Consider the following 23,625-nt stretch of genomic DNA (forward strand, 5'->3'; position numbering starts at 1 on the left):
GATGCAGTGGATTACCCGTGAACGTCCAAAGATTGATCGCATTGCTTGTCCTTGGTTAATCGCTCGTTTTATTGACCATGATGCTGAGTTTTTATATGTACCTTCTGTTGACGTTTTGCGGGTGGCGGCTGAAACAGGCGCGATCCCCTATGACGTGCCACATGTAGAACTCACGCATGTGGGCGAGCTATGCAGCTTTGATGCTTTTCTTAGCAAGTACAAACTGGATGAGCCTGCCTTGCAGCAGTTGGCCGTCATTGTGCGGGGTGCTGATACCTCGCGCCTCGATTTGGCTCCGCAATCGGCAGGCTTGTACGCACTATCACTGGGCTTGTCGCAAACTTTTAGCAACGACCATGAAATGCTCAAGCATGGCATGGTGATGTATGACGCACTCTATGCGTGGTGTCAGCATTGCCAGAGTGAAACACACAACTGGCCTCCCAAAATGTAATGGTGTGCCGAGCATTGAAAAATGCTTGGCACTAAAAACTTCACTTAGCACTTCAACTTGTAGATGACAGGCTAGCAGCTGAGCGTTAACATCCTATCCCCTAGGATAGGATAAAGAACCATGGGCACACACGCATCACACCCCGACATCATTAAGCGCTTGAAGCGCGCAGCAGGCCATCTCAATAGCGTCATCGCGATGATAGAGAGTGAGCGTGGTTGCTTGGAAATCGCCCAGCAATTGCAGGCAGTTGAAAGCGCGGTGAGTAACGCCAAAAAAACTTTGGTGCATGATCACATCGACCATTGCCTTGAACACGCAGTGCAAGATCAAAGCGTGGATGCCATTCGCGAATTCAAAGCGATTACAAAATACCTATAAGGATTGCAGCGTGTTTGAATTTACCAGCTTTCTTCAGCAGGGCAATGCGTGGTTATTTATCCCAAGTGCCATTTTATTAGGTGCCTTGCACGGTTTAGAGCCCGGTCATTCTAAAACTATGATGGCCGCCTTTATCGTCGCGGTTCGTGGCACTTGGCAGCAGGCCGTTTTGCTCGGTTTGGCGGCAACACTTTCTCATACGGCAGTAGTATGGATTATTGCTTTAGGTGGGATGTATTTTGGGCAACGCTGGGGCGCAGAAACCAGTGAGCCCTATCTGCAAATCGCATCAGCAATAATTATTATTGCGACTGCGTTATGGATGATTTGGCGTACATGGCGTAATCAACAAGATGCTGCTGAGCATTCACATGACCACGACCATCATCACGGGCATGATGAAACTAAACGAATTGATACCGGACACGGCATAGTACGACTAGAAATTTTTGAAGACGGCGTGCCACCACGTTTTCAGCTTTTTGCTGAAGGCGGTCATGGATGGGCAGCAAACCAAGTCAAAATTCAAACTGAGCGTTCTGATGGCCGCATTCACGCCTTCACTTTCGTACAACGGGATGGTTTTTTAGAGTCAGAGCAAGAAATTCCTGAGCCGCATGAGTTTGTCGCTCGTTTAAGTCTAGGACACGGCCATCACAGTCATGATTATGATGTGGAGTATGTAGAGCATGCTCATCACGCTATTGCTGACTATGAGCAACTGGACATGGCCGCACCCGGCTATCAAGACCCGCACGAATTAGCGCATGCCAACGATATTCGCCGCCGTTTTACCAATCAAAATGTAACGACAGGGCAAATTGTCGTATTTGGCCTAACAGGAGGCTTGATCCCTTGCCCTGCCTCGATTACGGTCTTGTTATTGTGCTTGCAGCTTAAAAAAATCGCGTTGGGTGCCACGCTGGTAATGGGCTTCAGTATTGGTTTAGCCATCACTTTGGTTGCGTCTGGTGTGTTTGCGGCCTTAAGTGTAAAACACGTTTCTAAGCGCTGGAGTGGATTTGGCGAGTTTGCACGTAAAGCACCTTATTTCTCGGGTGGACTGATTATGCTGGTGGGTTTATATGTGGGTTATCACGGCTGGATCAATTTGCCTTAAGTTAGCAAGAAATAGCTAGTTTGGCTGCATGATCATGAGCATATATGAACAACTTCGATGGTAAACTGAAGTTATGCCATCGCAATTTATTGAGTTGAATCGACCCTAGTCATGCACCGCGCAATTTTTATTCCTCGCAAACAACAGCTCGTGATGCTCATCATGCTGCTGTGCGCGTGGCTGCCAATCGCCAGCATAGTGTCGTTCTCTCATTCACCCATCCTCACGCAGCAAGTTGAGCAGCAGCGCCACTCTGAACTGGCAGTTGATCTTGATGAGCATGGTCACAGCCACCACGATGGTGACGTTGCAGAACAAGCTACCGGCCATGTGCATGGGCATGCGAACTTTGATCACGACCACGATTTATCGCAAATTCTCTTAGAAACAAAAACCTCAATACACCTTCCTCAGATAGCTTGGCAGCAGCAACAGCACGCTGCTGATTATCCAGCACCCAGCTATCGACTTGAACGCCCACCTCGTCTCAAAGCAATCGCTTAACACACGCCGTCCATAAGACGGTTTAGTTAATCATTCATTTGAGAGTTCTCTATGTATCAGAATCGTTTAAACGGGCTGTCGAGCATGCGTTCGCCTGCCGCGTTGATGTGGCTGGTATTCGCCTGCCTATTCTTGATGGCCGCAGGCGCACACGCACATGGTGTCGCTGAAGGCGACAAAGGCTATATCGCGGAAATTACCGGTGTTCATTTTTTGTCGTTCATTTACTTGGGCGCAAAACATATGATCACTGGCTATGACCATATTTTGTTCTTATTCGGGGTGATTTTTTTCCTCTATAAGCTCAAAGACATTGGCCTGTATGTCAGCCTCTTTGCCATTGGACATTCCACAACCATGTTGCTCGGCGTGTATCTTGGCACCACTGTCAGTGGCTATTTAATAGATGCCATTATTGGTCTTTCGGTCGTTTACAAAGCCCTTGATAACGTCGGCGCGTTTCAGCGCTGGTTTGGCGTTCAGCCTAACCCCAAGGCCGCCACGCTGATTTTTGGCTTCTTTCACGGTTTTGGTTTAGCGACCAAAGTGTTGGAGTATGAAATTTCCAAAGATGGGCTCTGGCCGAATCTAATCGCCTTCAATATTGGCGTTGAAATTGGCCAGCTTCTCGCCTTGTTTGCCATCCTGATTGTGATGAATTACTGGCGACGTAGTGCGAGCTTTTTGCGCCATGCCTATACCGCCAATATCGCCATGATGTGTGCAGGTTTCATCCTCATCGGTATGCAATTGACCGGCTATTTTGTGGCGTAAGCCACTTTCGAATCAATTCAAGGAACTCATTATGTACAACACTGATATGCCGACTCGCGCCGAATTACCGAGCTCGAAAAAACTACTTCGTTCAACCGCGCTGGCACTAACGACAGCAATTGCTTTACTCATTACCGTTGTGCTTCCTGCTGAATATGGCATTGACCCAACCGGGATTGGCAACACGCTGGGCTTAAAGAAAATGGGCGAAATAAAGCAATCTTTGGCCGCTGAAGCAGAACAAGATGCAGCTAAAGAAGCCAAATCGCCATTGCAATCCACAGTCCAAGCGGCGGCTGCGGAGGAAGTACCAGCGGAACCAGAAACCAATCGCGCAATTCGGAACGATCAAACGGTGGTCATGCTTAAGCCTGGCGAAGCCACTGAAATCAAATTGGACATGAAAAAAGGAGCAAAAGTCACTTACTCATGGCGCAGCGTGGGTGGCTTGGTCAACGTCGATGCGCATGGCGACCCAATTAATCCACCTGAAGGTTTCTATCACGGTTACGGCAAAGCAAAACAAATCGCAGGCAAGGAAGGCATTCTTGAAGCTGCGTTTGATGGCAAACATGGTTGGTTCTGGCGCAATCGTTCAGAAGCGAATGTGACAATCACGCTGACAACCAATGGCGACTATCAATCCATCAAAAAAATGATGTAACCCGCAGCGGATCAGCGAACAAATTCAATTTATAAGAGGATTTAAACAATGAAAACCATGACTCAAATAATTCGTTTCAGCATCTTGGCTTTATTGATCGGTATGACTACCGCTTGCGGTAACAGTGACGCAGATGCTGCTAAAAAAGAAGCACATGGACATAGTCACGACTAAAGCCAGTTAGTTTGATGAAGTAAAAATGGCGAGCTTAAGTTGCTCGTCATTTTATTGCTTTAGTCCGCTAAGGCCGATCTGTCGATGCCCAAGGCTGAAAAATGAAAGGCCGCAATCCATCAGTTTGCGGCCTTTCATTTTTTGGGGCCATGCTAGTGCTGCTCGTCCAAAGCCGACATTCAGTTAACCCACTTATTCAAAAAAACAATGCGATATTTGTTGGTCATAAATTTAAAAAAACTCTCATGACCGATTGACCTTGCCATCGTAGCAAGCTTTATCGTTCATTCACGGTCAACGTTGATCGATTCTAAATGGAGAGCAAATTATGTATTCCCTTAAAGTCGCTAAAATTGGTTGTGGTAGCTGTGTCGCTAAAATTAACAATGCTCTCAAGGCGCTGGATGATGCAGCTGAAATCGCCATTGATCGTCTAGCGGGTATCATTCAAGTGAAGAGCGATGCTTCACTGGTTGAGATTCGAGAGACACTCAATCAAATTGGCTATCCCACTACGGTTTTATGATCTTGTGAGGTGTCATTCCTTCCCAGCCCTGTGCATGCACAGGGCTTTTCTTCGTTTTAGCGGTTAGTTGGCGATGAATTCTTGTGAATAGAGCCTAAAAAACATACTTGACCTTCCCATGATAGGAAGGCTGAAACTACATTCATCGACAACAAACAAGGAGTCTCATCATGACAAGCTCTACTTTAGCGTTAAACGCAGATCGGGAATTAAGGCTCGATATTGATGGTATGAGCTGTGCAAGTTGTGTGGCTCATATTGAAGAGGCACTACTTGCAACACCGGGCGTAATCAGTGCAGCAGTTAATCTGGCGATGGAAACGGCGCAGGTTAAATTCAAAGCGGGGCTCGATGAGGTTCGTGTGCTCGAGGCAGTGGCGAAAGCAGGTTATTCGGCTAAGTTGGCCGATGCGCCAAGCGTCGAAGCCAAGCAGACGATCAAGCTCAGTATCAGTGGCATGACCTGTGCGAGTTGTGTGGGCCGGATTGAAAGTGCTTTGTTGGCTACGGACGGTGTTGTTTCTGCTTCAGTGAATCTAGCCACTGAAACCGCCCAAGTTATACTTCAATCAGGCGTTGATCCTGTCGTGCTGCTTGATGCCGTCGCCGGGGCGGGCTATGAAGCCAGTTTGATGACGGCAGAGACAGAAAAGACACCATCACACGCGAAGTCTTCTCCTTTCTGGCCGATCGCCATAGGTGCTTTACTGTCATTGCCATTGGTCTTACCGATGTTGGCCGAGCCTTTTGGTGTGCACTGGATGCTGCCGGCGTGGGTGCAGTTTTTGCTCGCTACCCCTGTGCAATTCTGGCTAGGCGCACGCTTTTATCGCTCAGCCTGGCATGCTGTACGCAATCTGCGCGGTAATATGGATTTGCTGGTGTCAATCGGTACTAGTGCTGCATATGGTTTGTCGTTATATCACTGGTTATTTGATGCTAGCCAAGGTGCGTTGTACTTTGAAGCGGGTGCGGTGATCGTCACGCTGGTGTTACTGGGTAAATGGTTGGAGGCCCGCGCCAAACATGAGACTACGGCAGCAATTAAGGCCTTGCAGGCATTACGTCCATCAGTCGCCCGAGTGCGTAAAAACGGACGAGATATTGAAGTAGCACTTGAACATGTACAGTTGGGTGATCTGGTTGTGATCCTGCCGGGTGAACAAGTGCCTGTCGATGGTGTGGTGCGAGAAGGTGAAAGCCAGCACGACGAATCGATGCTCACTGGTGAAAGTGTGCTGGTCACCAAGGAAGTTGGCAGCAAAGTCACTGGCGGTGCAATTAACCATGATGGTGTGTTATTGGTTGAAACCAGCGCCTTAAGTGGTGAAAGTACGCTCGCTCGCATTATTCGCATGGTGGAAGATGCACAAGCGGGTAAAGCAGCGATTCAGCGTCTGGTTGATCAAGTTAGCGCAGTCTTTGTGCCCGTCGTCTTAGTGATTGCGCTGGTGACTTTACTGGGCTGGAGGTACTGGACTGGTAGTACTGAAAGCGGCATCTTGTATGCAGTGGCGGTACTGGTGATTGCATGTCCATGTGCGCTCGGTTTGGCAACACCGACGGCGATTATGGCGGGTACGGGAGTGGCAGCCAAATTCGGGATCTTGATTAAAGACGCCGAAGCGCTGGAACTAGCTCATAAAGTACAAGTGGTGATGTTTGATAAAACAGGGACTTTGACCGAGGGTAAACCTCACCTAGCTGAACTTACTGCTCAAGATGGCGAGCAGGCTGAAATGCTGGAATTAGCCGCAGCGTTGCAACGTGGTAGTGAGCACCCATTGGCCAAAGCTGTGATTGCCAAAGCCGATGTTGCTCAGCCACTCAAAGCCGATAATCTGCAAGCGCTGCCTGGCCGCGGCATTGCAGGTGATATTGCAGGTACACGCTACTTGCTGGGTAATCAACGCCTGATGCAGGAAAAAGGGATTGATCTGAGCATCATGCAAACAGCTCACGATCAAGCACTGAGCAATGGTTTTACCGTTTCATGGTTAGCGCGTGAACACGATTTGGCCTTGATCGGTATGCTGGCCTTTAGTGATGGCATCAAAGCCACAGCCAAAGATGCGATTTCGCAACTACGGGCCTTGGGTGTGAAAACGTTGATGTTGTCGGGTGATAACCGCGCTGCAGCACAACGGGTTGCTGAGCAATTAAACCTAGATGAAGTGATTGCCGAAGTCTTGCCACACGAAAAAGCCGCGCACATCGAAGCGATTCGTGCGCAAGGTAAAGTGGTAGCAATGGTCGGCGATGGTGTGAATGATGCGCCTGCACTGGCAGCAGCCGATGTCGGGATTGCAATGGGTACCGGTGCCGATGTGGCGATGCATGTAGCAGGTGTCACGCTGATGCGAGGAGATCCGCAACTGGTGAGTCAAACGATTGAAATATCACGTTTGACTTATCGTAAAATTCGCCAAAATCTGTTTTGGGCATTCATCTTTAATGTAATCGGTATTCCTCTGGCTGCGTTTGGATTGCTCAATCCGATGATTGCAGGTGGGGCGATGGCATTCTCAAGTGTGAGCGTGGTATCCAATGCCTTATTATTAAGGAACTGGAAACCCAAAGCCTAAGGCTAACAGAAAGGTAGCTTAGCCACCTTTTTATGTAAAGGATTTGCAATGAATATCGGGCAAGCCGCCCAGCTAAGTGGGCTTAGCAGCAAAATGATTCGGCACTATGAAAGTCTTGGCCTCATCAAACCCCAAGGTCGTAGTTCCGCAGGGTACCGGATGTTTAGCGACTTTGATCTTAGCCAGCTTAAATTTATCCATCAGTCGCGCGTTTTGGGGTTCTCACTCGAACAAATCGGCCAATTAATGCAGCTATGGAAACAGGAAGATCGCGCCAGTATTGACGTGAAAATGCTTGCAGAGTTGCACATCAAAGAACTTAACGCCAAAATTGAATCAATGCAGCAAATGAAACAAACCTTAGAGCAATTAATCGATATCTGCCCAGGGAGTGAAGATCCGAACTGCCCGATTTTAAAGTCACTATCAACCCCTTCAATTTGAATATAGGACACGCTAGCTGCGATGTTTTTAAACCTCAGCCTTTATTTTCGCCAGCCCTGAGATCTGTTAGGGCTAAAAAGTAGGCGTTAACAGTTGCGCTGTTACCTCTCTGTTTTATCGCCCTTTAGGTTTGGAATCGTAAACCTGCTTACATTTTTCAGACAAAATCATGCCTTCATAAGACTGGCCCGGGTATTGCCATATAAATATTTATTTTAAATAGCATGATGGCAATACCCATTGCACTTAGTTCAAATAGAAACGAAATTGCTCGGCTGATTTGCCAGGCAGAGTGACCTTCAGCAAGGCTTTCGTACCTGCATTGGCTTTATATGGGCCGTGCGCCATAAAAGAATTATCGCCTGATAGTGCGATCTTCACGGTTTGTTTGTCGCTGCCATTGAGTAAAGTTAATTCGGCCACCGCGCCTTTAGTCGGAATCGCTTGGTCACTGTGCGTCGTGAGGTACACCATCAACATATTGCCTTGGGTGCTGAGTTCAGCACGAGTGCCAGTTGTTGCTTCGGCCATCACGCCTTGATGTTGCGGCTTCATTTCGCCATCGGCCAAAGCTAGGTTGAACGACAAAACCAAACTGCATGCGAGTAATATTTTTTTCATACTTTTTCCTTGAGTCATCAATGCCCGTAAGGCAAAATTTAAAACGTCGTTTCGCTCTGTTCATTCACCAAGCGTTGCAAAGGCTTTTTGCCAAATAACCAAAACATCAGCGGCGTGAGTAGGGTGTCGAGCAGGGTTGAGCTGATTAATCCACCAAAGATCACCACCGCAACGGGATGAAGAATTTCTTTACCCGGCGCATCGGCAGCAAACAGCAGTGGCGTTAAGGCCAGCGCAGCGGTCAATGCGGTCATTAAAACCGGCGTTAACCGTTCTAATGAGCCGCGCACGATCATCTCTTTGCTGAAGGTTTCCCCTTCGAACTTGCACAGATTGATATAGTGACTGACTTTCAAAATGCCGTTGCGAGTGGCAATGCCGGTCAGCGTAATAAAGCCCACCATCGACGCGACAGACAGCGTAATGCCACCGAGCCACATCGCCACCACGCTGCCGATGAGCGCCATTGGAATATTGGCCATAATAATCGTGGCTAGAACCGCAGATTGATAGCGCGTGTACAGCACCATAAAAATCAACGCCAGCGATAAGAGCGATAGCAATGCGATCAGTTGCGTCGCGTCTTCTTGGGCTTGAAATTGTCCTTCTAGACTGACGAAGTAACCTTCCGGCATGGTGTTTGTCGCTAAGACGCCGCGCATTTGGGCGATGATCTGCGCCATATCGCTGCCATCGGTGTTGGCCGAAATAACAATGCGCCGCCGACCATTTTCTCTACCGATTTGATTCGGGCCATCGCCTTCCTCAATCGTCGCCACTTGCGACAGAGGTACCTTGCCATGCGGGGTATCGATCAAGATATTGGCTAAACCCGCCGCATCCCTTGCCGCATCCGGCAAGCGGATCACCAGATCAAAGCGTTTGTTCTGATCCACAATCTGCGCCACCGTATCGCCTTCGCTTAAGGCTTCTAGCGTTTTGAGTAAAGTACCCGGCGCAACGCCGAGCTGCGCAGCACGGTCGTAGTCAATTTGCACTTTGATTTGTGGAATCAAAACTTGCTTTTCAATTTGCAAATCGGTCAGCCCTTTAATGCCCGACAGCTTTTGCTGCAGGTCAGCGGCTTGAGCTCGCAACGTGTCGAGATCATCACCGTAAATTTTCAAGGCAATTTGCGCCCGAACGCCAGAGAGTAAATGGTCGAGTCGATGCGAAATCGGTTGTCCCAACATCACGGTGGCTGGCAGGCTGGATAATCGTTGCCGAATATCGGCCAAGACTACATCTCGTGGTCGATCTGATGCTTTCAAGTCAATATCCAGCTCGCTGGTATGCACGCCCTCAGCATGCTCATCCAACTCGGCTCGGCCCGTACGGCGACCGACGCTTTCTACTTCAGGCACTTGCTGCACCAGTGTTTCGGCTAATTGTCCAATCCGATTGGACTCGGCGAGCGACGTACCCGGATTGAGCAACAGGCTCACCAGCAAAGTGCCTTCGTTAAACGCTGGCAAAAATGCGCGCGGCAAAAACGGCAGACTCGCTATCGCAACCACCAGCATCAACACGCCACCAGCCAGCAGTCCACGTGCACGATCAAATGCGCCCTCCAGCAAACGCTGATCGTGGCGCTTTAGCCATTGCACGAGCTTTGAATCGCCATGCTCGATCTGCTTCATCTTGGGAAGCAGGTAGTAACACATCACTGGCGTTACTGTGAGCGCAACCAATAAACTGGCCAAAATAGAGGTGATATAAGCGATGCCCAATGGCGCAAACAAACGTCCCTCCATCCCCGGCAAGGCAAACAGCGGCACAAATACCAATACCACCACCATCGTTGCTACGACAACGCCCGAGCGCACTTCATTACAAGCATCGGCAATCACCTTGATCGATGCCAGCATGCCGTGTGGCTTTTTCTCTTTTAAGCGCCGCAACACGTTTTCAACGTCCACCAAGGCATCATCGACCAGCTCGCCAATCGCAATCGCTAAGCCGCCTAAGGTCATCACATTGACTGACAAGCCCATCGCCTTGAAGATGAGAAAGGTCAGCGCTAACGACAAAGGAATTGCCGTCAGCGAAATAATCGTGGTTCGGGTGTTCATTAAAAACAGAAATAAAATCACCGCGACCATAATCGCGCCATCGCGCAGCGCTTCTTCGACGTTATTGACAGAGGCTTCAATAAAATCGGCCTGACGGAACGAGACTTTGGGCGTGCTGACACCCGCCGGCAATGATTTGCTCAGACTGGCTAACGCTGCTTCAACCTCACGCGTCACCCGCACCGAGTCGGCGGTCGGTTGTTTTTGCACGCCGACAATCACCGCCGGCTGGCCACCAAAACCCGCATCGCCGCGCTTAAAGGCTGGAGCAAACTTCACCTCGGCCACTTGTTTGAGTAGCACCGGCTGACCTTTGTTGACCTTGACCGCGAGGTTTTGCATGTCTTCTAGCTTGGTGGTGCGCCCTACATTGCGAATCAAATACTCGCGCGCGTTTTGCTCCAAATACCCACCACTTGTATTGCCTGAAAAGCCATTGATTGCCTTCTCTATATCCTCATACCCAATAGATAATTGCGCCATCATGGCCAAATTGGGTTCGACACGAAATTGACGCACCTCTCCCCCAATCGGGATCACCTGCGCCACGCCGGGAATCGAGAGCAAGCGAGGACGTAATACAAAATCAACGTACTCGCGCACCGCCATGCCTTGCTGCGGATTGGCCTGCTGATTTTGCCCTTGATCCACAATCGGAAAAGCAATCAGCATAATTTCACCCATTACGGATGAAATCGGGCCCATTGTCGGACTAATCCCATCAGGAAGCTGTGACTTTACTTCGGCTAATCGTTCGGCAACCAACTGGCGATTGCGATAGATATCCGAACCCCAAGCAAATTCGGCATAAATAATTGACAATCCCACGCCCGATACCGAGCGAACTCTCGTGACGCCTGGCATGCCATTAAGCGATGTTTCCAGCGGAAAACTGATCAATTGCTCGACTTCTTCGGGCGCCATCCCGCCCGCTTCAGTCATGATGGTCACCGTCGGTTTATTCAAATCTGGAAACACATCCACCGGCATTTTACTGGCGGTGTAGCCACCATAAATCATCATGATCACCGCAATGGCGACCACAAACAGCCGGTTTTTTAAACTGGCATTCACAATCCAACTAAACATGATGCCTCCCTATCGAATTTGGTTAATCAGATTGGCGCCTTGCACCACGATGCGCTGACCGTCTTTGAGCTGACCCACTAAAACGCGCTGACCATCGAGCGGCATCGGCTGCACCGGCACGGCGCGCAGCACTTGCGCTTGTTCCAACACCCAGACCACGTTTTGATTGCTGGAGTTTTTGACAATGGCGCTGGCGGGCAAGACGACACCCCGCGTTTGCTCTCGGGTATTGGCGACGACTTTGGCCACTTGCCCTAAGGCCAACGGCATCGCTTCACTCGGCGCGAATAACATCGGTAAAGCACCATCTCGCAAAGCGCTGGCACCGCCCAAGTAACGCAACTTGACGCCATTCAAGGCTGCACTCTCAATTTGCGTAATCATGGACGGCTCGTAAGCCAGTGCTTCAATCAAAAAACCTTTTGGATCAACGATTTCAAACAAGACGGTGGCAGGGTCAATCACTTGACCGTTCACCACATTGCTACTGGCCAGCACGCCATCCAAACTGGCGCGCAATACTTCGCCATTACCGGCCATAGATAAAGCGGCACTGCGAGCACGCACTGCACTGAGCTGCGCTTGCGCGGCCTCAATCTCTTTGCGTGGGACCGAGCCTTCCAATTGGCGTAAACGCGCCAAAGTTTGCTCGGCTTGCGCTAAGTTAGCGCGTGTTTCAGCCAACTCGGCTTGCTGCTGCGCGACGTCATAACTGCCTTGCGCCGGTTTGATCAAGGCCAGAATTTGCCCTTTTTTGACGCGACTACCGAGTAGCGGTAAACCGCCTGCAGGTGCGTTTACTCGTCCACCACTACTAGCTTGAACGCGCGCGCCATAATTCGGGTTCATCACCACATGGCCGTTGAGTTCGATGGTTTTTGCGGCCGAACTGGTTTGTGCCAACTGTGTGCTGATACCAAGCTGATATTGGGTGAGCTTAGGAACAAACACCCGACCATCCGGTAGTCGCTGCGGTTTATTCGCCGTATTCACAACTGGCGCTTCATCATGCGCATGATCGTCATCACCATGGGCCCATGTCGCCATTGGAATGAATAAAATACTTAGGCTAAGAATCATTGCATTGAATTTCATTATTTATTTCCTCCACTGCGGCGCAGCGCCACCAGCATTAGTACCAGAGCTAAGCCACCGCCACCGATCAATAGCCATGATTGAATGTGAGTTTGCGGCGCAGTCGCAACCGCAGGTGCCGCGACTTTCAAGGTGGTTTCCAGTAAATCGGACTGCTTACCAGCGATCAGCGTCATCATGAGCGGATGCTCTCCGACTTTAGCCAAGGGCGTGGCAGGCGCTTGATAAACCCCTGAGGCTACCGCTTTGAGTTTGGCCTTAAATGCACCGCTCTCCACTTCGAGGGTGGCATTGTTGATGGGTTGATTGTCGGCGTAACGATTGAGATAAATTGTGAGGGTTTCGCCGTCCATCTGAGCTAACACTTCAAAATCACTCGATGCACTTTCAGAACTGGATACGGCTTGCTGCGTCGGTGCGGCTTGCGGTGTAGCATCATGATCATCATCACCATGCGCCCAAGCTGCAGTACTGAGTATCAGACTGTAGATCAATATAAAAATAAGCTTCATGGCAATACCCCAATAGATTGTAAGTGTCGTGAATTGGCGCGCCCCAGTTCTAACTCAGCACGCTGCACGGCAAAGCCGCGTTCTAGGAAATCGACCTGCGCCGTCAGATAGTTCGCCAAATTAGTCTGGCCCGCACGGTAGCTGCGTTGTTGCCACACCCAAGCTTGTGTGGCCAATTGCAAACTCTGCTGCGCCATTTGCAATTGCCGCCTAGCGAGTGCGAGCGCATGATTAGCCGATTGCTGCTGCGCACTAACTTGCCGCTCGGTACGCTGAAACCGCGTTTGCGCGTCGATTAATTCGGCATTAGCGCTCGTCACACGCGCTTGAGTGCGTCCTTCGCTGCCAAAGGGGATGCGAACTGAGATTTTGCCGAGATTTTTATAGGGCTCATCGGCTGTGCCTCGCTCACGCGTTAGGCTGAAAGCCAGTTCTGGCGTATCGCGGGTATCGTATTGCGCTTGCGCCAATTGTGCGCGCGCTAACGCGGTCTGTGCTTGTAACGCTTGGCGCTGAGGATGTGCAGCTACATCGAGCGAAACTGAGAGCGTCTCGGTTTGATCAGGCAAAGGCGTTTCACCTGCTAGTGCCTGAAAATGCTGCAGACTCTCATCAAACTGCTGCTGACTTTGCGCTAATTGCAACTGCGCCTCCAGCTGCGCTTGATGTGCCAAATTGACATCCAACGGGGCGACTTCACCCACTTTGAGCTGACGCTCTAAGTCTTGGCTTATTTTTTCCAGTACACGTAGCTTTTGCTGAGCACTTTCTTGCGCTAATTTGGCCAAGCGTGCAGTCCATACGGCTTCACGCAGTGCACCAGCAAGCTCCCAACGACTGAGCATCAATTGGCTTTGCTCGACACTGGCCTGCTGATTTAATTGCGCCAAGAGGCGTTCTTTTTGCCCCCATTGCCACAAAGGAATTCCCAGCTCAGCCTCATACTCACGCGTGTCTTGGGTTGGTGATAAATTATCGTTCAGCGAATTCGTTCCCGAAATCGTCAGAGACATGGGCTCGGGCGTCATCGACTGAGCATTACGCAGTGCACTTTGCGCTTTATTTTCTTGCGCAGCTTGAAGTGGCGCATCGAGTTGGCTCGCTAACGCAAAGGCCTCTTTGATCGTTGCAGCCTGCGCTGGCAACGCAAAGAATGTGCACCACAAAATGGGCGCATAAAATCGTTTTGATTGCATGATGGTGTACCTATCATCATTTCATAGAAAACCAGCTAATCGTTCTGATTGGCAAGTCCGTCAGAAAAGACGCTTCAGTAGCTGAAACTCAATCAAACCCCTGGCCTAAACAGCGAATAGGCTAATTCCGTACAGTCGCGCACCCGGGTATGCAACAAATACAGCGTAAAAACTAAGGGAATAAAAAAGTCGACTAATAACGCGCCTGATTAGGCGCGAAACTTAGGGGGATCTTCAAGCGGAGCAAGAGTCACGCTAAATAGCGTTGCGCATGAGGCATCGACTAAAATAGCAACGAGAGGAAATGGTACTGTAAAGCGAGAATCAAATATCACCGAGTTGGGCATCGTTTGGCATGCGTTCACGCAATCGATCGATACCGATGCTATTGGCTCATGCACATGAACACTTTGCTTGCCAAAAAGACCTTGATGAATATGTATTTGCTTGTCGGGTAGAGCATGACTTAAGTCTGCACCGGTTTCATCATGCTGATGCGGAGCATGATCGGTATAAGCGCTTGTTATTTTTGCATATGCAGGCATCTGTGCCAGCACGGAATTAACCGGCAGCACAACTAGTAACACGCAAAAAAAGAAGAGGCGCAGAACTTTCATTCCCTTAGCTTACATTAATGCAAATTGCATGTATAGCAGCAGCTAAAGACTAAAACGCTAATTTAAAATAATCGTGGAATGAATGGCCGCTTTGGCCGAACAGTACAAGCATGCACCACGAAAACGAGAGGCCGCAACCTGATGGTTTGCGGCCTCTCTATTTTCCCCTGTCGGCATCGACACTTCGGCCAAACCAGCCACCTGACTAGGAAACCAAGGGCGATTCATTTATTGGTTCGCGTTGACCAATAAATTGTTGTCGCCGATGCTTTTTTGACCCATCTACCGACATCCAACTGACCCAACCAAAACTTGTCTTTTTCAATAAGCTTCAATAGCTTGCTGCGTAATGCCGTGGGTCACGCAAGTCTTGGCAGATGGGTCAAAAAATAGTCGGTGCGAACAGCGACAACAACAAAACCAACAATAACGCCGGAACTTTTCAAACAGACTAGCTCCTTTGCCAATTTGGGGTTAGTCTCACGCGCTGTATCAAATCCTATAAATTGGAGTGTCAAATGCTTCAGAGTGAAAAAATCCTTGCACGAAATAACGTCAAAATTATTGATGGTGATGGCCCAGTTCTTCTTTACGCTCATGGATTTGGTTGCAATCAAAATATGTGGGATCGTGTGACACCCGCGTTCAAGTCAACCCACAAACAAGTTCTATTCGACTATGTCGGCAGCGGGAAGTCCAACATTGCCGCTTTTGATGCAGTCAAATATGGCAATCTCAGTGGCTACGCCCAAGACGTTTTAGACATTTGCGACGCTTTGAATTTGAAAGGCGGAGTTACGTTCGTTGGACATTCAGTGAGTTGCAGTATTGGCGTGTTGGCGTCTATCGCTCGGCCAGAGCTATTTAGCAAGTTGGTATTGCTCGGACCCAACCCTTGCTTTATCAACCATGCACCGGAATACATCGGAGGCTTTGAAAAAGAAGACCTTGAGGGCTTGCTGGACTTGATGGAACAGAACTACATCGGGTGGGCAAATTATTTGGCCCCCGTCGTGTCAGCGAAGGGGGAAGATAGTGTGGTTACGGCTGAACTGTCGGATAGTTTTTGCTCAACTGACCCGACTGTAGCCAAAGTTTTTGCTAGGACTACTTTTTTCTCTGACAACAGAGCAGACCTCTCCAAGGTCAAAGTGCCTTGTCTGATTTTGCAGCACCGCACTGACACGCTAGCTCCCCTCAGCGTTGGAGAATACGTTCACGCCGAAATAGCAGGAAGCACGTTAAAAGTCTTGGAAGTTCAAGGCCATTGTGCGCACATGGCAGAGCCTCTGCTCTTCGTCGAGGCGATGCGTGATTTTGTCGGTGCTTAGCAAAAGCGCAGATGCGCCAACTCCTTCATTTGATCAAATTCCCTGCGCCATATTGGTTACCGATAGTGCTGGAGTTGTTCAATCATTGAATCAGAATTTGCTCCTACTTATTGGGGGTGACAAGGATAGCTGGTTAACAAAATCGATGGAACTTATGTTTCCGATGGCCAGCAGGATTTTCTTGCACACGCACATCTGGCCGATGATTTTACGAGATGGACATGTTCGAGAAATCCGGTTACAGCTACTTGACTCGGGTGGCAACAGCTTACCCGTCTTTGTGAATTGCCAGAAAACGAACCAAGAAGGCATCGATCAATTCACTTGGGTTCTATTTGTAACAATTGAACGAAGTCGATTCGAACAGGAGTTGCTGGAGTCAAGACAGAGAACGGAGAATGTTTCTGCTGCGCTGGCAAAAAGCGAATCTTTCATACGAGGCGTCTTCGAGGCCACAAGCGAAGGCATCATAGTGACCGATTCGGATGCCATTATCATTTCCGTCAACCCCGCCTTTTCCAAGCTCACCGGCTATTCGCAAGAGGAAATCATTGGGCAGAACGCACGCATTCTTAAATCCGATCGACATGATGCGGATTTCTTTCTCGCTGCGTTTCAAATCCTACAAGAAAATAAAATTTGGGATGGTGAAGTTTGGATCCAGCGAAAAGACGGCTCCATTTTCCTAGGACAGTTATCCATATCTGCAATATGCGACCAAAATGATGTAGTTTTGCAATATGTTGGTCTTTGTTCGGACATCACGGAAAGATGGGACAGGGAGCAACTGATTCATCAAATGGCATTACATGATGGACTGACGGGACTTCCAAATCGCACGCTTCTCATGGAAAGACTTAGCCAAATGATCGCCAAGTCGCATCGTGATTCGCGTCAGATCGCGTTGATGTTTCTGGATTTGGATGGCTTCAAGAAGGTCAATGACACCTTGGGCCACGCAATAGGCGACGAGGTTTTGAAAACAGTAGCAACACGGTTATCGGGTTTGCTCCGCAGCACCGACACAGTGGCGCGACTTGGTGGCGATGAGTTTGTTATCCTGCTGGATAACCCGGAGAACGGTGAAGCTATTGCACAGATTGGTGCGCGCGTTATTTCTGTCGTGAATGAGCCAATGCACTTTGATAACGCAGAAGCTCATATTGGTACATCCATCGGTATTGCGGTATTCAAGGACAGCGCATGCACCCCGGAAGCCTTACTCAAAAAGGCAGATGAGGCGATGTACTCAGCCAAGGCGGCTGGGAAAAATGTGTATCGCTTTGCCGAATAAAAAATCGATTGATCTTTGAAAGTGGGCAAGGGTTTCCGTCGCGTTAACATCACAAGCAAGCTCGCACTTGGCCGCCTGATGAACAGAATCATACTTGAAGCAAGTCCATGAAAGCAAAACGGGCAGCCTTCTATCCAAAGTAATGGTATGGATAAAAAAGTAAGTTGCTTGATGTAATACTAAGCGCACATCAGTGGCCGCTAAGGCCGAACTACTGAAGGCGGAGTGGTTGGCTTGACGTCTGAAATAGAAGCTACTCCAGACGTTCAATTAAGCTCAAATCATCAGGACAAAAAGTCTGTTGTTGGCCGTAGCACCCAGTCGCTCAGTTTAACCCAGTCGTTTCAACGGAGCATAACTCATCGTTTGATGGTGGCGAATTTGGTAAGCGGGGTGGCGATGTTCGATGAGTTTGGGTGGGTGCACTGATAAGAATCTGCACTAATTTTCCTCCAGCAACAAAAACCGCCATTAAAGGCTGTTTCTACATTACAGCTTTTCAAGCTCTCGCTTCTGGTTTTGTTTCAATTCGGCAAGTTCTCGGCCTAGCTCCTTTATTTGATTAGAAAATGCCCGACTATCACGCATGGCTTGCGTAAATTGCTGGTGCTCGGCTTTTGCGCCTGCACTTCGCGAGCCATGCTTGAGCGCGTTTTGGCTACTGGCCGATTTTCCGGCCTCGGTTTGTGCACCCGTTGATTTTTCCCATGGTTTCCACGTTTTGATTAGCTCGGCCTGTCTTGCTTTTCGTTCGAGAGTCCAACCGTTTGCCATCGTCATACTCCAATAGTTCGTTTGTCATATTTTTTTCTGGCTGCATTGCTCCGTGCGCGTGCGCGGGTGTTTGAGTGCCGTTATTCACTTGTTGTGCCCCGTTGCTGATGTTGGCTTGATTGGCAAACACAGCCACCCTTGGATTCTTCACCTCTGCCAAGGTTTCAATCGTGGCGCGGCATTGGCTCTGTGCTTTTAGCGCCATCCGCATATAACGCTCGGTGGTATCAAGATTGTGTTGTCCGATGTTATTCAATGCGCGTTGTGTCATTAAGTTAAAAAGGCTATCCAACGTTTGCATTTGAGCGGCTAGCGTAATTTCAGCCAACTTCAAATCACCACTAATGATGGCGCTTGAACGCTTCAGCAAAACATCAAAGTGGTCGTAAAGATTAAATTCATCCTCTTTGCAAAAAGCACCAATTTTATTCATTTTTGCAAACGTAATAGTGGCCTGAAGTTCGGGACTAGTAATCAAGTCTACAACTTCTTGCCCACGTACTTCATCAGCACAGGCCTCAATTGAAGTTTGCTTGGGATCTTTGCTTGTTGTCTGTTTAGGCATAGTTGCCGGCTTTTTAGTGTCTTGAGTCATTATCGAGCGCCCTCATTGCGGATTAAATTTTGAATCAGTCGATTAGCTTCCCTAGCTGCCCACTTCCACATATCTTTCCTTGCGTGAATATCATCGAGCACAAATTGATAATCCCCCGCTTCAGTCAGTCCGTAATGCTTATCCAGTGCGGCCATTAGATCAGCGGGAAATTGCTCATCGTTCACGGCATATTGTGTTTTTTCTTGGGTGCACCTATTTGCCAAGGGAACACAGGGAACAAAGGGAACAGACTCTACAAGCCCAGTATTTACAACGCTTTGCGGATTGGTGGTTTGTTCCCTTTGCTCTTTATCGTTCAGGGAGCACAAGGGAACAGATTGATTGCTGCTATTTTGAATTGCCGTTTTTATCCATTCAGATACGCGCATTATTCAGCACCTCCCAAAGATCGCTCAGTAAACACATAAACGGACTGAGTTTTTGCACCAAGTGCCTTGATCCGTTTTTTCTGTGTATTGCGTAATTGTGTGGCCTCTTTATCACCTTCCAACATCCAGCCTGCAGCTTTTAAAATCCTTGCCGCATCAGCCGGTTTATATCCTTTACAAATTTCGTTTTTAAATGCCTCAGTCATTACCCAGAATTGCACCTGACCCGTGCCATCCTCATACCTAAAGCCAGCGCGGTTATTGTGCCGCGCCAACACTTCATCACTTGCATCATGCGCTGGGAAGCGGGTATTACTGTGTGCCTGCATAAATGCCGATACCTGCGAGAATAGCGCCCGATCATCCGCGCCAAACTCAGCGCCCACAGATGAGTACCATGCTTGAAAGCATTGTTTCGCCGCCTTGAACGCTTCACCAGCTTGCCAGCCAGTCACGCCGTATTGCGTTGCTAGCTCTCCCGCAAAGGCTACCAGCGCAAAACGTGCCGCCACTCGGCCAACTTCAGCGGGTGCAGTTTTCGCCACCTCGAATTGCTCACAAATCGCCTGCATATCAGCGCGGATTGAGTCGCGTACTTCGATCAGATTTTCTTGCGCGCAAAGCTGCTCAATAAATGCGCAGCCAGCCGTTCCATACTGTTGGCGGGATTGGTTTTTCATGTGATCGGCAAACGCTTGGCCGTTGTTAAATTGCTGCAATTGCTCTAGCGTACCCAGTCCAGCACCAGCGTCGGCAGGAATGGCAGGCAGTCGTGCCATTTGTCCGCCCTTGGCGCTTTTGCCAGCTTCGGCCATGTGTTGTGCCAAGTCGATTTCACCCGCTGACAACAACATCACCCGCCAAGTTTGCACGGGTCGATTACCGCCCTCTTTGGTCATACGTGCCTTGGCTTGGCCGTTGGCAATCAGGTACGCCGCACTGCCAGCCTCTTGGGCTGCAATTTGCGCCAACTCATCCAAAATCAGCAGCCCATCATTGCGACCAGCGCACAACGACTCTAAACCGTTGGTGGTGGTGCGCCACTTTTTAGCAAAGCGGTCAGGATTACCCCAAACACTAGCGGCTGGGTCTAATAACGTGCTGGTTTTGCCCTTGCTTGTCGTGCCAACAAAGTGAAACCCGCCGCCGCTTTCGCCAGCCATTTCAGCCAATACACCCGCAAAAGCCACAGACAGCGCAAACACAATGCGCGAATTACCCGCCGCTGGTGCCGCAATCTGCTTTTTCCAATCGGCCAATGTGCCAGCCTGTTCGTAATCGCTGGCCGTTGCGCCTTGGTAAATCACACCTTCGTCAGATTCAGCACCATAGGCGGCATCAGGCAAAACATAGCGATCTGCAAACCAGCCAATTCGAGTGACGCACCGCAAAGGGATTGCGGATTGTGGGGAATAGCTCAAAACGTAATCCACCAGCTTTTGCCGTGCCTTGCTATTGGTAGCAATGGTCAGACCTTGCCGAGCCAACTCTTTGCGAAACTCAGCGGTGTCACTGGCCGCCAACAATTCAGCAGGGCAAGCCCAAGTGTGTAAATGGTTGTCATCATCAAACCATTGCAGGTATCGCCCCCAGTTGCCTTGCGCCGTATCGCGGGTCTTGGCAACGATGGTTAATGGGGAACATAACCGCAGTGACGGCGCGTCCTCGTTGCCCATATCCAGCCAATACACACCGTCACCGGTGACAAAAAACGGGCTTTTCTCGGCCCTGTTCCCTACTGTTCCCTGCTCCTTTTTTGTTTCAGGGAACACACCAGTACCGTCACAACTCGCATTTTCATTAGGTATCTTTTGGCTGTTCCCTGTGTTCCCTTTGTTCCCTGTACTTTTAGGGGTGTCCAGTGTTTTTACTGGTGCTGGATCAATCTCAATGGCATCAAGCGCAGGCATCAGCTCGACCAACATATTTAAGTTATCAAGAAGCATTACGCGACCTCCTTTTGTTGGCGCTGATTCAGTACATCAAGCCAGTCAGTACCCGCCACTGACGGCAGGTAAATACGGCAATTACGCCCCTCCTTGATGAATCGCTCACCCGCTGCCAGTGCTGCTAATTTTCCGATGTTGCGGCCATTGCGATCAGGTAGATCGTTGTCGCCCCAAATTAGTACCTCTCGCACCGAATCAGGCAGCTGTACTGTTCTAAGCCCACCGGCACTAATACACGACCAAGTAGGCCAGCCGCCGAGTTCATTCACCGCAAATGCGTTTTCCACGCCCTCAGCAAGTGCTAAACGGCCATCAGTATCAATTGGAAAGAGTCGGCAAGCAGCTCCCACCAAAGCGCCATCGTGCACCGCTTTCAACTTCTTGCAATCGAGCTTTTCACCTGTAAATGGATCGACTACAGACAGCTTGTGCGCGTTTTCGTTTAGGTAGATACGATGCAGCCCAGCTAGTGCACCATCCGGCTTTTGGATATACGCCAGCAATGCGGGGAACGTACCGATTTTGCTGGGTTTTCCGTCTTGGTCTTGCGTCCAATAGTCCAGTGAATCGGTGCTATGCAATACATACTTATGTGAATGCAGGCTAATATCTAAGCCACGCATGGCTAAATACTGTCCCGCCATATTGCATACGCTCACAGGCTCGGCAGCATCAAACAGAGCTTTCAGCTTGGCGGTTTCTCGGTTGATTTTGGCGCGGTCGATTTCAGGCACAGTAGCGATCCGTGGCACAAATTGGCGCACGCTGTAATGGCTGTCTTGGTGAATGCCTAATGCAGCAGCAACCCGTTTCACCGCCTCATTAAATCCGCAACCATACAGGTGCATTACCAAGGCGAAACCGTCACCGCCTTGGGTATCTAAACCACGGCAGGCAAAGCGGCCATACTCAGCACCAGCACCGCGCACGGTAAATTGAAAGCGATCTGTACCGCCGCATGCAGGGCATGGATGATTGCGCCCATCAAGCGCCTTTGCAGGCACCCCCAAAGATTGAAGGATTGAAGGCCAGTTCCCAGCTGCAATGCTTTTAACTTGCTCGGTGAATAGGCTCATGATTACACCGCCTTTGGTTCAGGCAGTAGCGTATAAATGGCTACTTTCGTATGTGGGTGATTAAATCCATCTAGCACAGGGCAAAGCTTGGTGTCGATTTCATAACCGGATTGGCGCAGCTCTACAGAGCTATGTTGCCGTTGGCGTAATGATTGTAAAACTCGCAGCCGTTGTGATGAGACGCTGGTATTGGTAAGATTGTCTTGCGTAGCAGCAAGGCCGTTATTCTCGAAAGGGGTAGCGGCTTTTTTCATTATTGCTGTGCCTTTGATGCAGCAATGCGGCTTTCTACCCATGCTGCAATATCTGAGGCCAGCCAGCCGACGCGACTACCGCCGAGAGAGATATTCTTCGGGAACGTGCCCGCCGCCATATCGCGGTAAATGCTGGTGCGTGATTTTGTTGTGATTTGCTCTACAGTCTTGCGGTTGAATATTTGCGGCAAGCTGTCGGGGATAGTTTGATTGGTCATTGTGTGCAATCCATAGCCGCGTTGGGCTTGTTTGGGTATGCACGAAAGATAAGGTCCCGCGAATGGGGCGTGAATTACCTGTGCTGGCAAAAGCTAGGTCATGCCTGCATCACCTAGCTTTTGCCAGCAGCGGCTAACTCAGCTTAATCGGTTTTGCAGGCCAATTAATGGGGTCAGGGGTGTTTCTTAAGTCTTTTCTTGCTTTGCTAAATAAAACTCCAAGTGCACCGCACTCTTGTTCTGCACATTGGTCGCGGGTGCTGTATTTTCCTGAAAGCCACAATTCCCTTATTTCTGCTCTTTTTGCTCTTGAACCATTTGGGGCGCTGTGTTTTTTTTCTGCTGCTTTACGCGCAAGTCTTGAGATTGCGGCTTTTTCTAGTTGCTCGGCACTTGGCAACAATCCAGACTTTAACGTCAAAGCATAAGTCAGCGCTTTGCTTGATTCTAAGTACCTAGCTAATTGATAATTCAAAATCCGTTCTATAGTTAAATCGTCACGATTTAATCCGTCCTCAGCAGAGCTCACTACTTCAAAATCATCCAGGCGGGATTTAGCAAGCCACAAACCATAGGCCGCAAGGTGCTCTATTCCATTCAATTTAATATCAACAGAATCATCTATTTCAAGTCCGCCATCATCAGAATAAGTACCATCTTTGTTCGCCAGCCACTCAAAGTCCAGCTGCCATTCGCCGAGTATTAGCAAGTAAAGCGATTCGGATGGCCAGAAATTGAAAAATTCGGTTCTTGCATCGTCCCCCCATTCCTCCAGACTGTAACTTAGCATTTCGCCTAGTTGTTCTTTCACAAGCCATGCAAAAGAATCTTTTTCAATTAGTGATTCAAGTTGACTAATAAGAAAGTTCCGATAGTCAGAAATATTGACTTCTTGCATTTCACGCCCCCTAAGACGT

25 protein-coding genes are annotated in these 23,625 nt (G+C 49.3%); 11 read left to right on the forward strand and 14 right to left on the reverse strand.

Translation table 11 applies throughout. The annotated features are described in order from the left end of the window. The first annotated feature begins 1 nt into the window (after window position 1). From K4H28_RS13420 to cueR, 9 genes are all read left to right on the forward strand, one after another. A complete protein-coding gene (locus tag K4H28_RS13420; protein ID WP_221005654.1) occupies window positions 2–454 on the forward strand; it encodes a chromate resistance protein ChrB domain-containing protein in 453 nt (150 codons plus the stop codon). Window positions 455–574: 120 nt separating this feature from the next. Continuing rightward, entirely contained in the window at window positions 575–835 is a 261-nt protein-coding gene (locus K4H28_RS13425) for a metal-sensing transcriptional repressor (RefSeq protein WP_221005655.1), read from the forward strand. 10 nt (window positions 836–845) lie between these two features. Then, window positions 846–1,955 carry a nickel/cobalt efflux transporter gene (locus K4H28_RS13430; RefSeq protein ID WP_255573537.1) on the forward strand — a complete coding sequence of 370 codons (1,110 nt, stop codon included), beginning with the start codon at window positions 846–848 and terminating at the stop codon, window positions 1,953–1,955. Between the two features lie 111 nt (window positions 1,956–2,066). Further along, window positions 2,067–2,459 (forward strand): hypothetical protein, encoded by a 393-nt coding sequence (locus tag K4H28_RS13435; RefSeq protein WP_221005657.1) that lies wholly within the window; start codon window positions 2,067–2,069, stop codon window positions 2,457–2,459. An 84-nt stretch (window positions 2,460–2,543) separates the two neighbouring features. After that, a complete protein-coding gene (locus K4H28_RS13440) occupies window positions 2,544–3,233 on the forward strand; it encodes a HupE/UreJ family protein (protein WP_255573538.1) in 690 nt (229 codons plus the stop codon). 31 nt (window positions 3,234–3,264) lie between these two features. Beyond that, window positions 3,265–3,897: a transmembrane anchor protein gene (locus K4H28_RS13445; protein WP_221005659.1), complete on the forward strand. Its 633-nt coding sequence runs from the start codon at window positions 3,265–3,267 to the stop codon at window positions 3,895–3,897. Window positions 3,898–4,399: 502 nt separating this feature from the next. Then, complete coding sequence (locus K4H28_RS13450) at window positions 4,400–4,597, forward strand: heavy-metal-associated domain-containing protein (protein ID WP_221005660.1); 198 nt, start codon at window positions 4,400–4,402, stop codon at window positions 4,595–4,597. Between the two features lie 170 nt (window positions 4,598–4,767). After that, window positions 4,768–7,182, forward strand: a complete 2,415-nt coding sequence (locus K4H28_RS13455) for a heavy metal translocating P-type ATPase (RefSeq protein ID WP_221005661.1) — start codon at window positions 4,768–4,770, stop codon at window positions 7,180–7,182. Window positions 7,183–7,230: 48 nt separating this feature from the next. Next, window positions 7,231–7,626: a Cu(I)-responsive transcriptional regulator gene (gene cueR / locus K4H28_RS13460; RefSeq protein ID WP_221005662.1), complete on the forward strand. Its 396-nt coding sequence runs from the start codon at window positions 7,231–7,233 to the stop codon at window positions 7,624–7,626. 246 nt (window positions 7,627–7,872) lie between these two features. On the opposite strand, the gene K4H28_RS13465 is transcribed toward cueR, so the two are convergent. The 7 genes from K4H28_RS13465 to K4H28_RS13495 form a co-directional block, all read right to left on the reverse strand. After that, the gene (locus tag K4H28_RS13465) at window positions 7,873–8,247 is read right to left on the reverse strand and encodes a hypothetical protein (protein ID WP_221005663.1); all 375 of its coding nucleotides are present in this window, start codon (window positions 8,245–8,247) and stop codon (window positions 7,873–7,875) included. A 38-nt stretch (window positions 8,248–8,285) separates the two neighbouring features. Further along, on the reverse strand, window positions 8,286–11,408 hold the full coding sequence (locus tag K4H28_RS13470) for an efflux RND transporter permease subunit (protein WP_221005664.1): 3,123 nt from the start codon (window positions 11,406–11,408) through the stop codon (window positions 8,286–8,288). A 9-nt stretch (window positions 11,409–11,417) separates the two neighbouring features. Further along, window positions 11,418–12,503 (reverse strand): efflux RND transporter periplasmic adaptor subunit, encoded by a 1,086-nt coding sequence (locus K4H28_RS13475; RefSeq protein WP_221005665.1) that lies wholly within the window; start codon window positions 12,501–12,503, stop codon window positions 11,418–11,420. Continuing rightward, the gene (locus K4H28_RS13480) at window positions 12,503–13,015 is read right to left on the reverse strand and encodes a hypothetical protein (protein ID WP_221005666.1); all 513 of its coding nucleotides are present in this window, start codon (window positions 13,013–13,015) and stop codon (window positions 12,503–12,505) included. The genes K4H28_RS13475 and K4H28_RS13480 overlap by 1 nt, the downstream gene beginning before the upstream one ends. After that, a complete protein-coding gene (locus K4H28_RS13485; RefSeq protein ID WP_221005667.1) occupies window positions 13,012–14,211 on the reverse strand; it encodes a TolC family protein in 1,200 nt (399 codons plus the stop codon). The genes K4H28_RS13480 and K4H28_RS13485 overlap by 4 nt, the downstream gene beginning before the upstream one ends. Before the next feature lie 209 nt (window positions 14,212–14,420). Beyond that, window positions 14,421–14,828, reverse strand: a complete 408-nt coding sequence (locus tag K4H28_RS13490; RefSeq protein WP_221005668.1) for a hypothetical protein — start codon at window positions 14,826–14,828, stop codon at window positions 14,421–14,423. 57 nt (window positions 14,829–14,885) lie between these two features. Further along, a complete protein-coding gene (locus tag K4H28_RS13495) occupies window positions 14,886–15,056 on the reverse strand; it encodes a hypothetical protein (RefSeq protein ID WP_221005669.1) in 171 nt (56 codons plus the stop codon). 290 nt (window positions 15,057–15,346) lie between these two features. Here K4H28_RS13495 and K4H28_RS13500 point away from each other — a divergent pair, with 290 nt between their 5' ends. Further along, window positions 15,347–16,159: an alpha/beta fold hydrolase gene (locus tag K4H28_RS13500; protein WP_221005670.1), complete on the forward strand. Its 813-nt coding sequence runs from the start codon at window positions 15,347–15,349 to the stop codon at window positions 16,157–16,159. Further along, window positions 16,140–17,453: a diguanylate cyclase domain-containing protein gene (locus tag K4H28_RS13505; RefSeq protein WP_221005671.1), complete on the forward strand. Its 1,314-nt coding sequence runs from the start codon at window positions 16,140–16,142 to the stop codon at window positions 17,451–17,453. The genes K4H28_RS13500 and K4H28_RS13505 overlap by 20 nt, the downstream gene beginning before the upstream one ends. Window positions 17,454–18,111: 658 nt before the next feature. On the opposite strand, the gene K4H28_RS13510 is transcribed toward K4H28_RS13505, so the two are convergent. The 7 genes from K4H28_RS13510 to K4H28_RS13540 all read right to left on the reverse strand — a co-directional run bounded on the left by K4H28_RS13510 (window position 18,112) and on the right by K4H28_RS13540 (window position 23,606). Further along, a complete protein-coding gene (locus K4H28_RS13510) occupies window positions 18,112–18,822 on the reverse strand; it encodes a hypothetical protein (RefSeq protein ID WP_221005672.1) in 711 nt (236 codons plus the stop codon). Continuing rightward, the gene (locus K4H28_RS13515) at window positions 18,822–19,211 is read right to left on the reverse strand and encodes a hypothetical protein (protein WP_221005673.1); all 390 of its coding nucleotides are present in this window, start codon (window positions 19,209–19,211) and stop codon (window positions 18,822–18,824) included. Before K4H28_RS13515 ends, K4H28_RS13510 begins: the two co-directional genes overlap by 1 nt. Further along, window positions 19,211–21,157, reverse strand: coding sequence for a DUF927 domain-containing protein (locus tag K4H28_RS13520; RefSeq protein ID WP_221005674.1), 1,947 nt, complete (start codon window positions 21,155–21,157; stop codon window positions 19,211–19,213). The genes K4H28_RS13515 and K4H28_RS13520 overlap by 1 nt, the downstream gene beginning before the upstream one ends. Then, window positions 21,157–22,236: a toprim domain-containing protein gene (locus K4H28_RS13525; RefSeq protein ID WP_221005675.1), complete on the reverse strand. Its 1,080-nt coding sequence runs from the start codon at window positions 22,234–22,236 to the stop codon at window positions 21,157–21,159. The genes K4H28_RS13520 and K4H28_RS13525 overlap by 1 nt, the downstream gene beginning before the upstream one ends. A gap of 2 nt (window positions 22,237–22,238) precedes the next feature. After that, window positions 22,239–22,490, reverse strand: a complete 252-nt coding sequence (locus K4H28_RS13530) for a helix-turn-helix domain-containing protein (protein ID WP_221005676.1) — start codon at window positions 22,488–22,490, stop codon at window positions 22,239–22,241. Next, window positions 22,490–22,708, reverse strand: a complete 219-nt coding sequence (locus K4H28_RS13535; protein WP_221005677.1) for a helix-turn-helix transcriptional regulator — start codon at window positions 22,706–22,708, stop codon at window positions 22,490–22,492. Before K4H28_RS13535 ends, K4H28_RS13530 begins: the two co-directional genes overlap by 1 nt. A gap of 133 nt (window positions 22,709–22,841) precedes the next feature. Next, complete coding sequence (locus tag K4H28_RS13540; protein ID WP_221005678.1) at window positions 22,842–23,606, reverse strand: hypothetical protein; 765 nt, start codon at window positions 23,604–23,606, stop codon at window positions 22,842–22,844. Window positions 23,607–23,625 lie beyond the last annotated feature (19 nt).

The organism is Deefgea tanakiae, assembly GCF_019665765.1.
Classification (GTDB): domain Bacteria; phylum Pseudomonadota; class Gammaproteobacteria; order Burkholderiales; family Chitinibacteraceae; genus Deefgea; species Deefgea tanakiae.

Excerpts from the sequence above, each read along its gene's own strand:
- K4H28_RS13420 (WP_221005654.1), top strand. The coding sequence starts at position 2 with ATGCAGTGGATTACCCGTGAACGTCCAAAGATTGATCGCATTGCTTGT.
- K4H28_RS13425 (WP_221005655.1), top strand. The coding sequence starts at position 575 with ATGGGCACACACGCATCACACCCCGACATCATTAAGCGCTTGAAGCGC.
- K4H28_RS13435 (WP_221005657.1), top strand. The coding sequence starts at position 2,067 with ATGCACCGCGCAATTTTTATTCCTCGCAAACAACAGCTCGTGATGCTC.
- K4H28_RS13440 (WP_255573538.1), top strand. The coding sequence starts at position 2,544 with ATGCGTTCGCCTGCCGCGTTGATGTGGCTGGTATTCGCCTGCCTATTC.
- K4H28_RS13445 (WP_221005659.1), top strand. The coding sequence starts at position 3,265 with ATGTACAACACTGATATGCCGACTCGCGCCGAATTACCGAGCTCGAAA.
- K4H28_RS13450 (WP_221005660.1), top strand. The coding sequence starts at position 4,400 with ATGTATTCCCTTAAAGTCGCTAAAATTGGTTGTGGTAGCTGTGTCGCT.
- K4H28_RS13455 (WP_221005661.1), top strand. The coding sequence starts at position 4,768 with ATGACAAGCTCTACTTTAGCGTTAAACGCAGATCGGGAATTAAGGCTC.
- cueR (WP_221005662.1), top strand. The coding sequence starts at position 7,231 with ATGAATATCGGGCAAGCCGCCCAGCTAAGTGGGCTTAGCAGCAAAATG.
- K4H28_RS13465 (WP_221005663.1), bottom strand. The coding sequence starts at position 8,247 with ATGAAAAAAATATTACTCGCATGCAGTTTGGTTTTGTCGTTCAACCTA.
- K4H28_RS13470 (WP_221005664.1), bottom strand. The coding sequence starts at position 11,408 with ATGTTTAGTTGGATTGTGAATGCCAGTTTAAAAAACCGGCTGTTTGTG.
- K4H28_RS13475 (WP_221005665.1), bottom strand. The coding sequence starts at position 12,503 with ATGAAATTCAATGCAATGATTCTTAGCCTAAGTATTTTATTCATTCCA.
- K4H28_RS13480 (WP_221005666.1), bottom strand. The coding sequence starts at position 13,015 with ATGAAGCTTATTTTTATATTGATCTACAGTCTGATACTCAGTACTGCA.
- K4H28_RS13485 (WP_221005667.1), bottom strand. The coding sequence starts at position 14,211 with ATGCAATCAAAACGATTTTATGCGCCCATTTTGTGGTGCACATTCTTT.
- K4H28_RS13490 (WP_221005668.1), bottom strand. The coding sequence starts at position 14,828 with ATGAAAGTTCTGCGCCTCTTCTTTTTTTGCGTGTTACTAGTTGTGCTG.
- K4H28_RS13495 (WP_221005669.1), bottom strand. The coding sequence starts at position 15,056 with ATGAATCGCCCTTGGTTTCCTAGTCAGGTGGCTGGTTTGGCCGAAGTG.
- K4H28_RS13500 (WP_221005670.1), top strand. The coding sequence starts at position 15,347 with ATGCTTCAGAGTGAAAAAATCCTTGCACGAAATAACGTCAAAATTATT.
- K4H28_RS13510 (WP_221005672.1), bottom strand. The coding sequence starts at position 18,822 with ATGACTCAAGACACTAAAAAGCCGGCAACTATGCCTAAACAGACAACA.
- K4H28_RS13515 (WP_221005673.1), bottom strand. The coding sequence starts at position 19,211 with ATGCGCGTATCTGAATGGATAAAAACGGCAATTCAAAATAGCAGCAAT.
- K4H28_RS13520 (WP_221005674.1), bottom strand. The coding sequence starts at position 21,157 with ATGCTTCTTGATAACTTAAATATGTTGGTCGAGCTGATGCCTGCGCTT.
- K4H28_RS13525 (WP_221005675.1), bottom strand. The coding sequence starts at position 22,236 with ATGAGCCTATTCACCGAGCAAGTTAAAAGCATTGCAGCTGGGAACTGG.
- K4H28_RS13530 (WP_221005676.1), bottom strand. The coding sequence starts at position 22,490 with ATGAAAAAAGCCGCTACCCCTTTCGAGAATAACGGCCTTGCTGCTACG.
- K4H28_RS13535 (WP_221005677.1), bottom strand. The coding sequence starts at position 22,708 with ATGACCAATCAAACTATCCCCGACAGCTTGCCGCAAATATTCAACCGC.
- K4H28_RS13540 (WP_221005678.1), bottom strand. The coding sequence starts at position 23,606 with ATGCAAGAAGTCAATATTTCTGACTATCGGAACTTTCTTATTAGTCAA.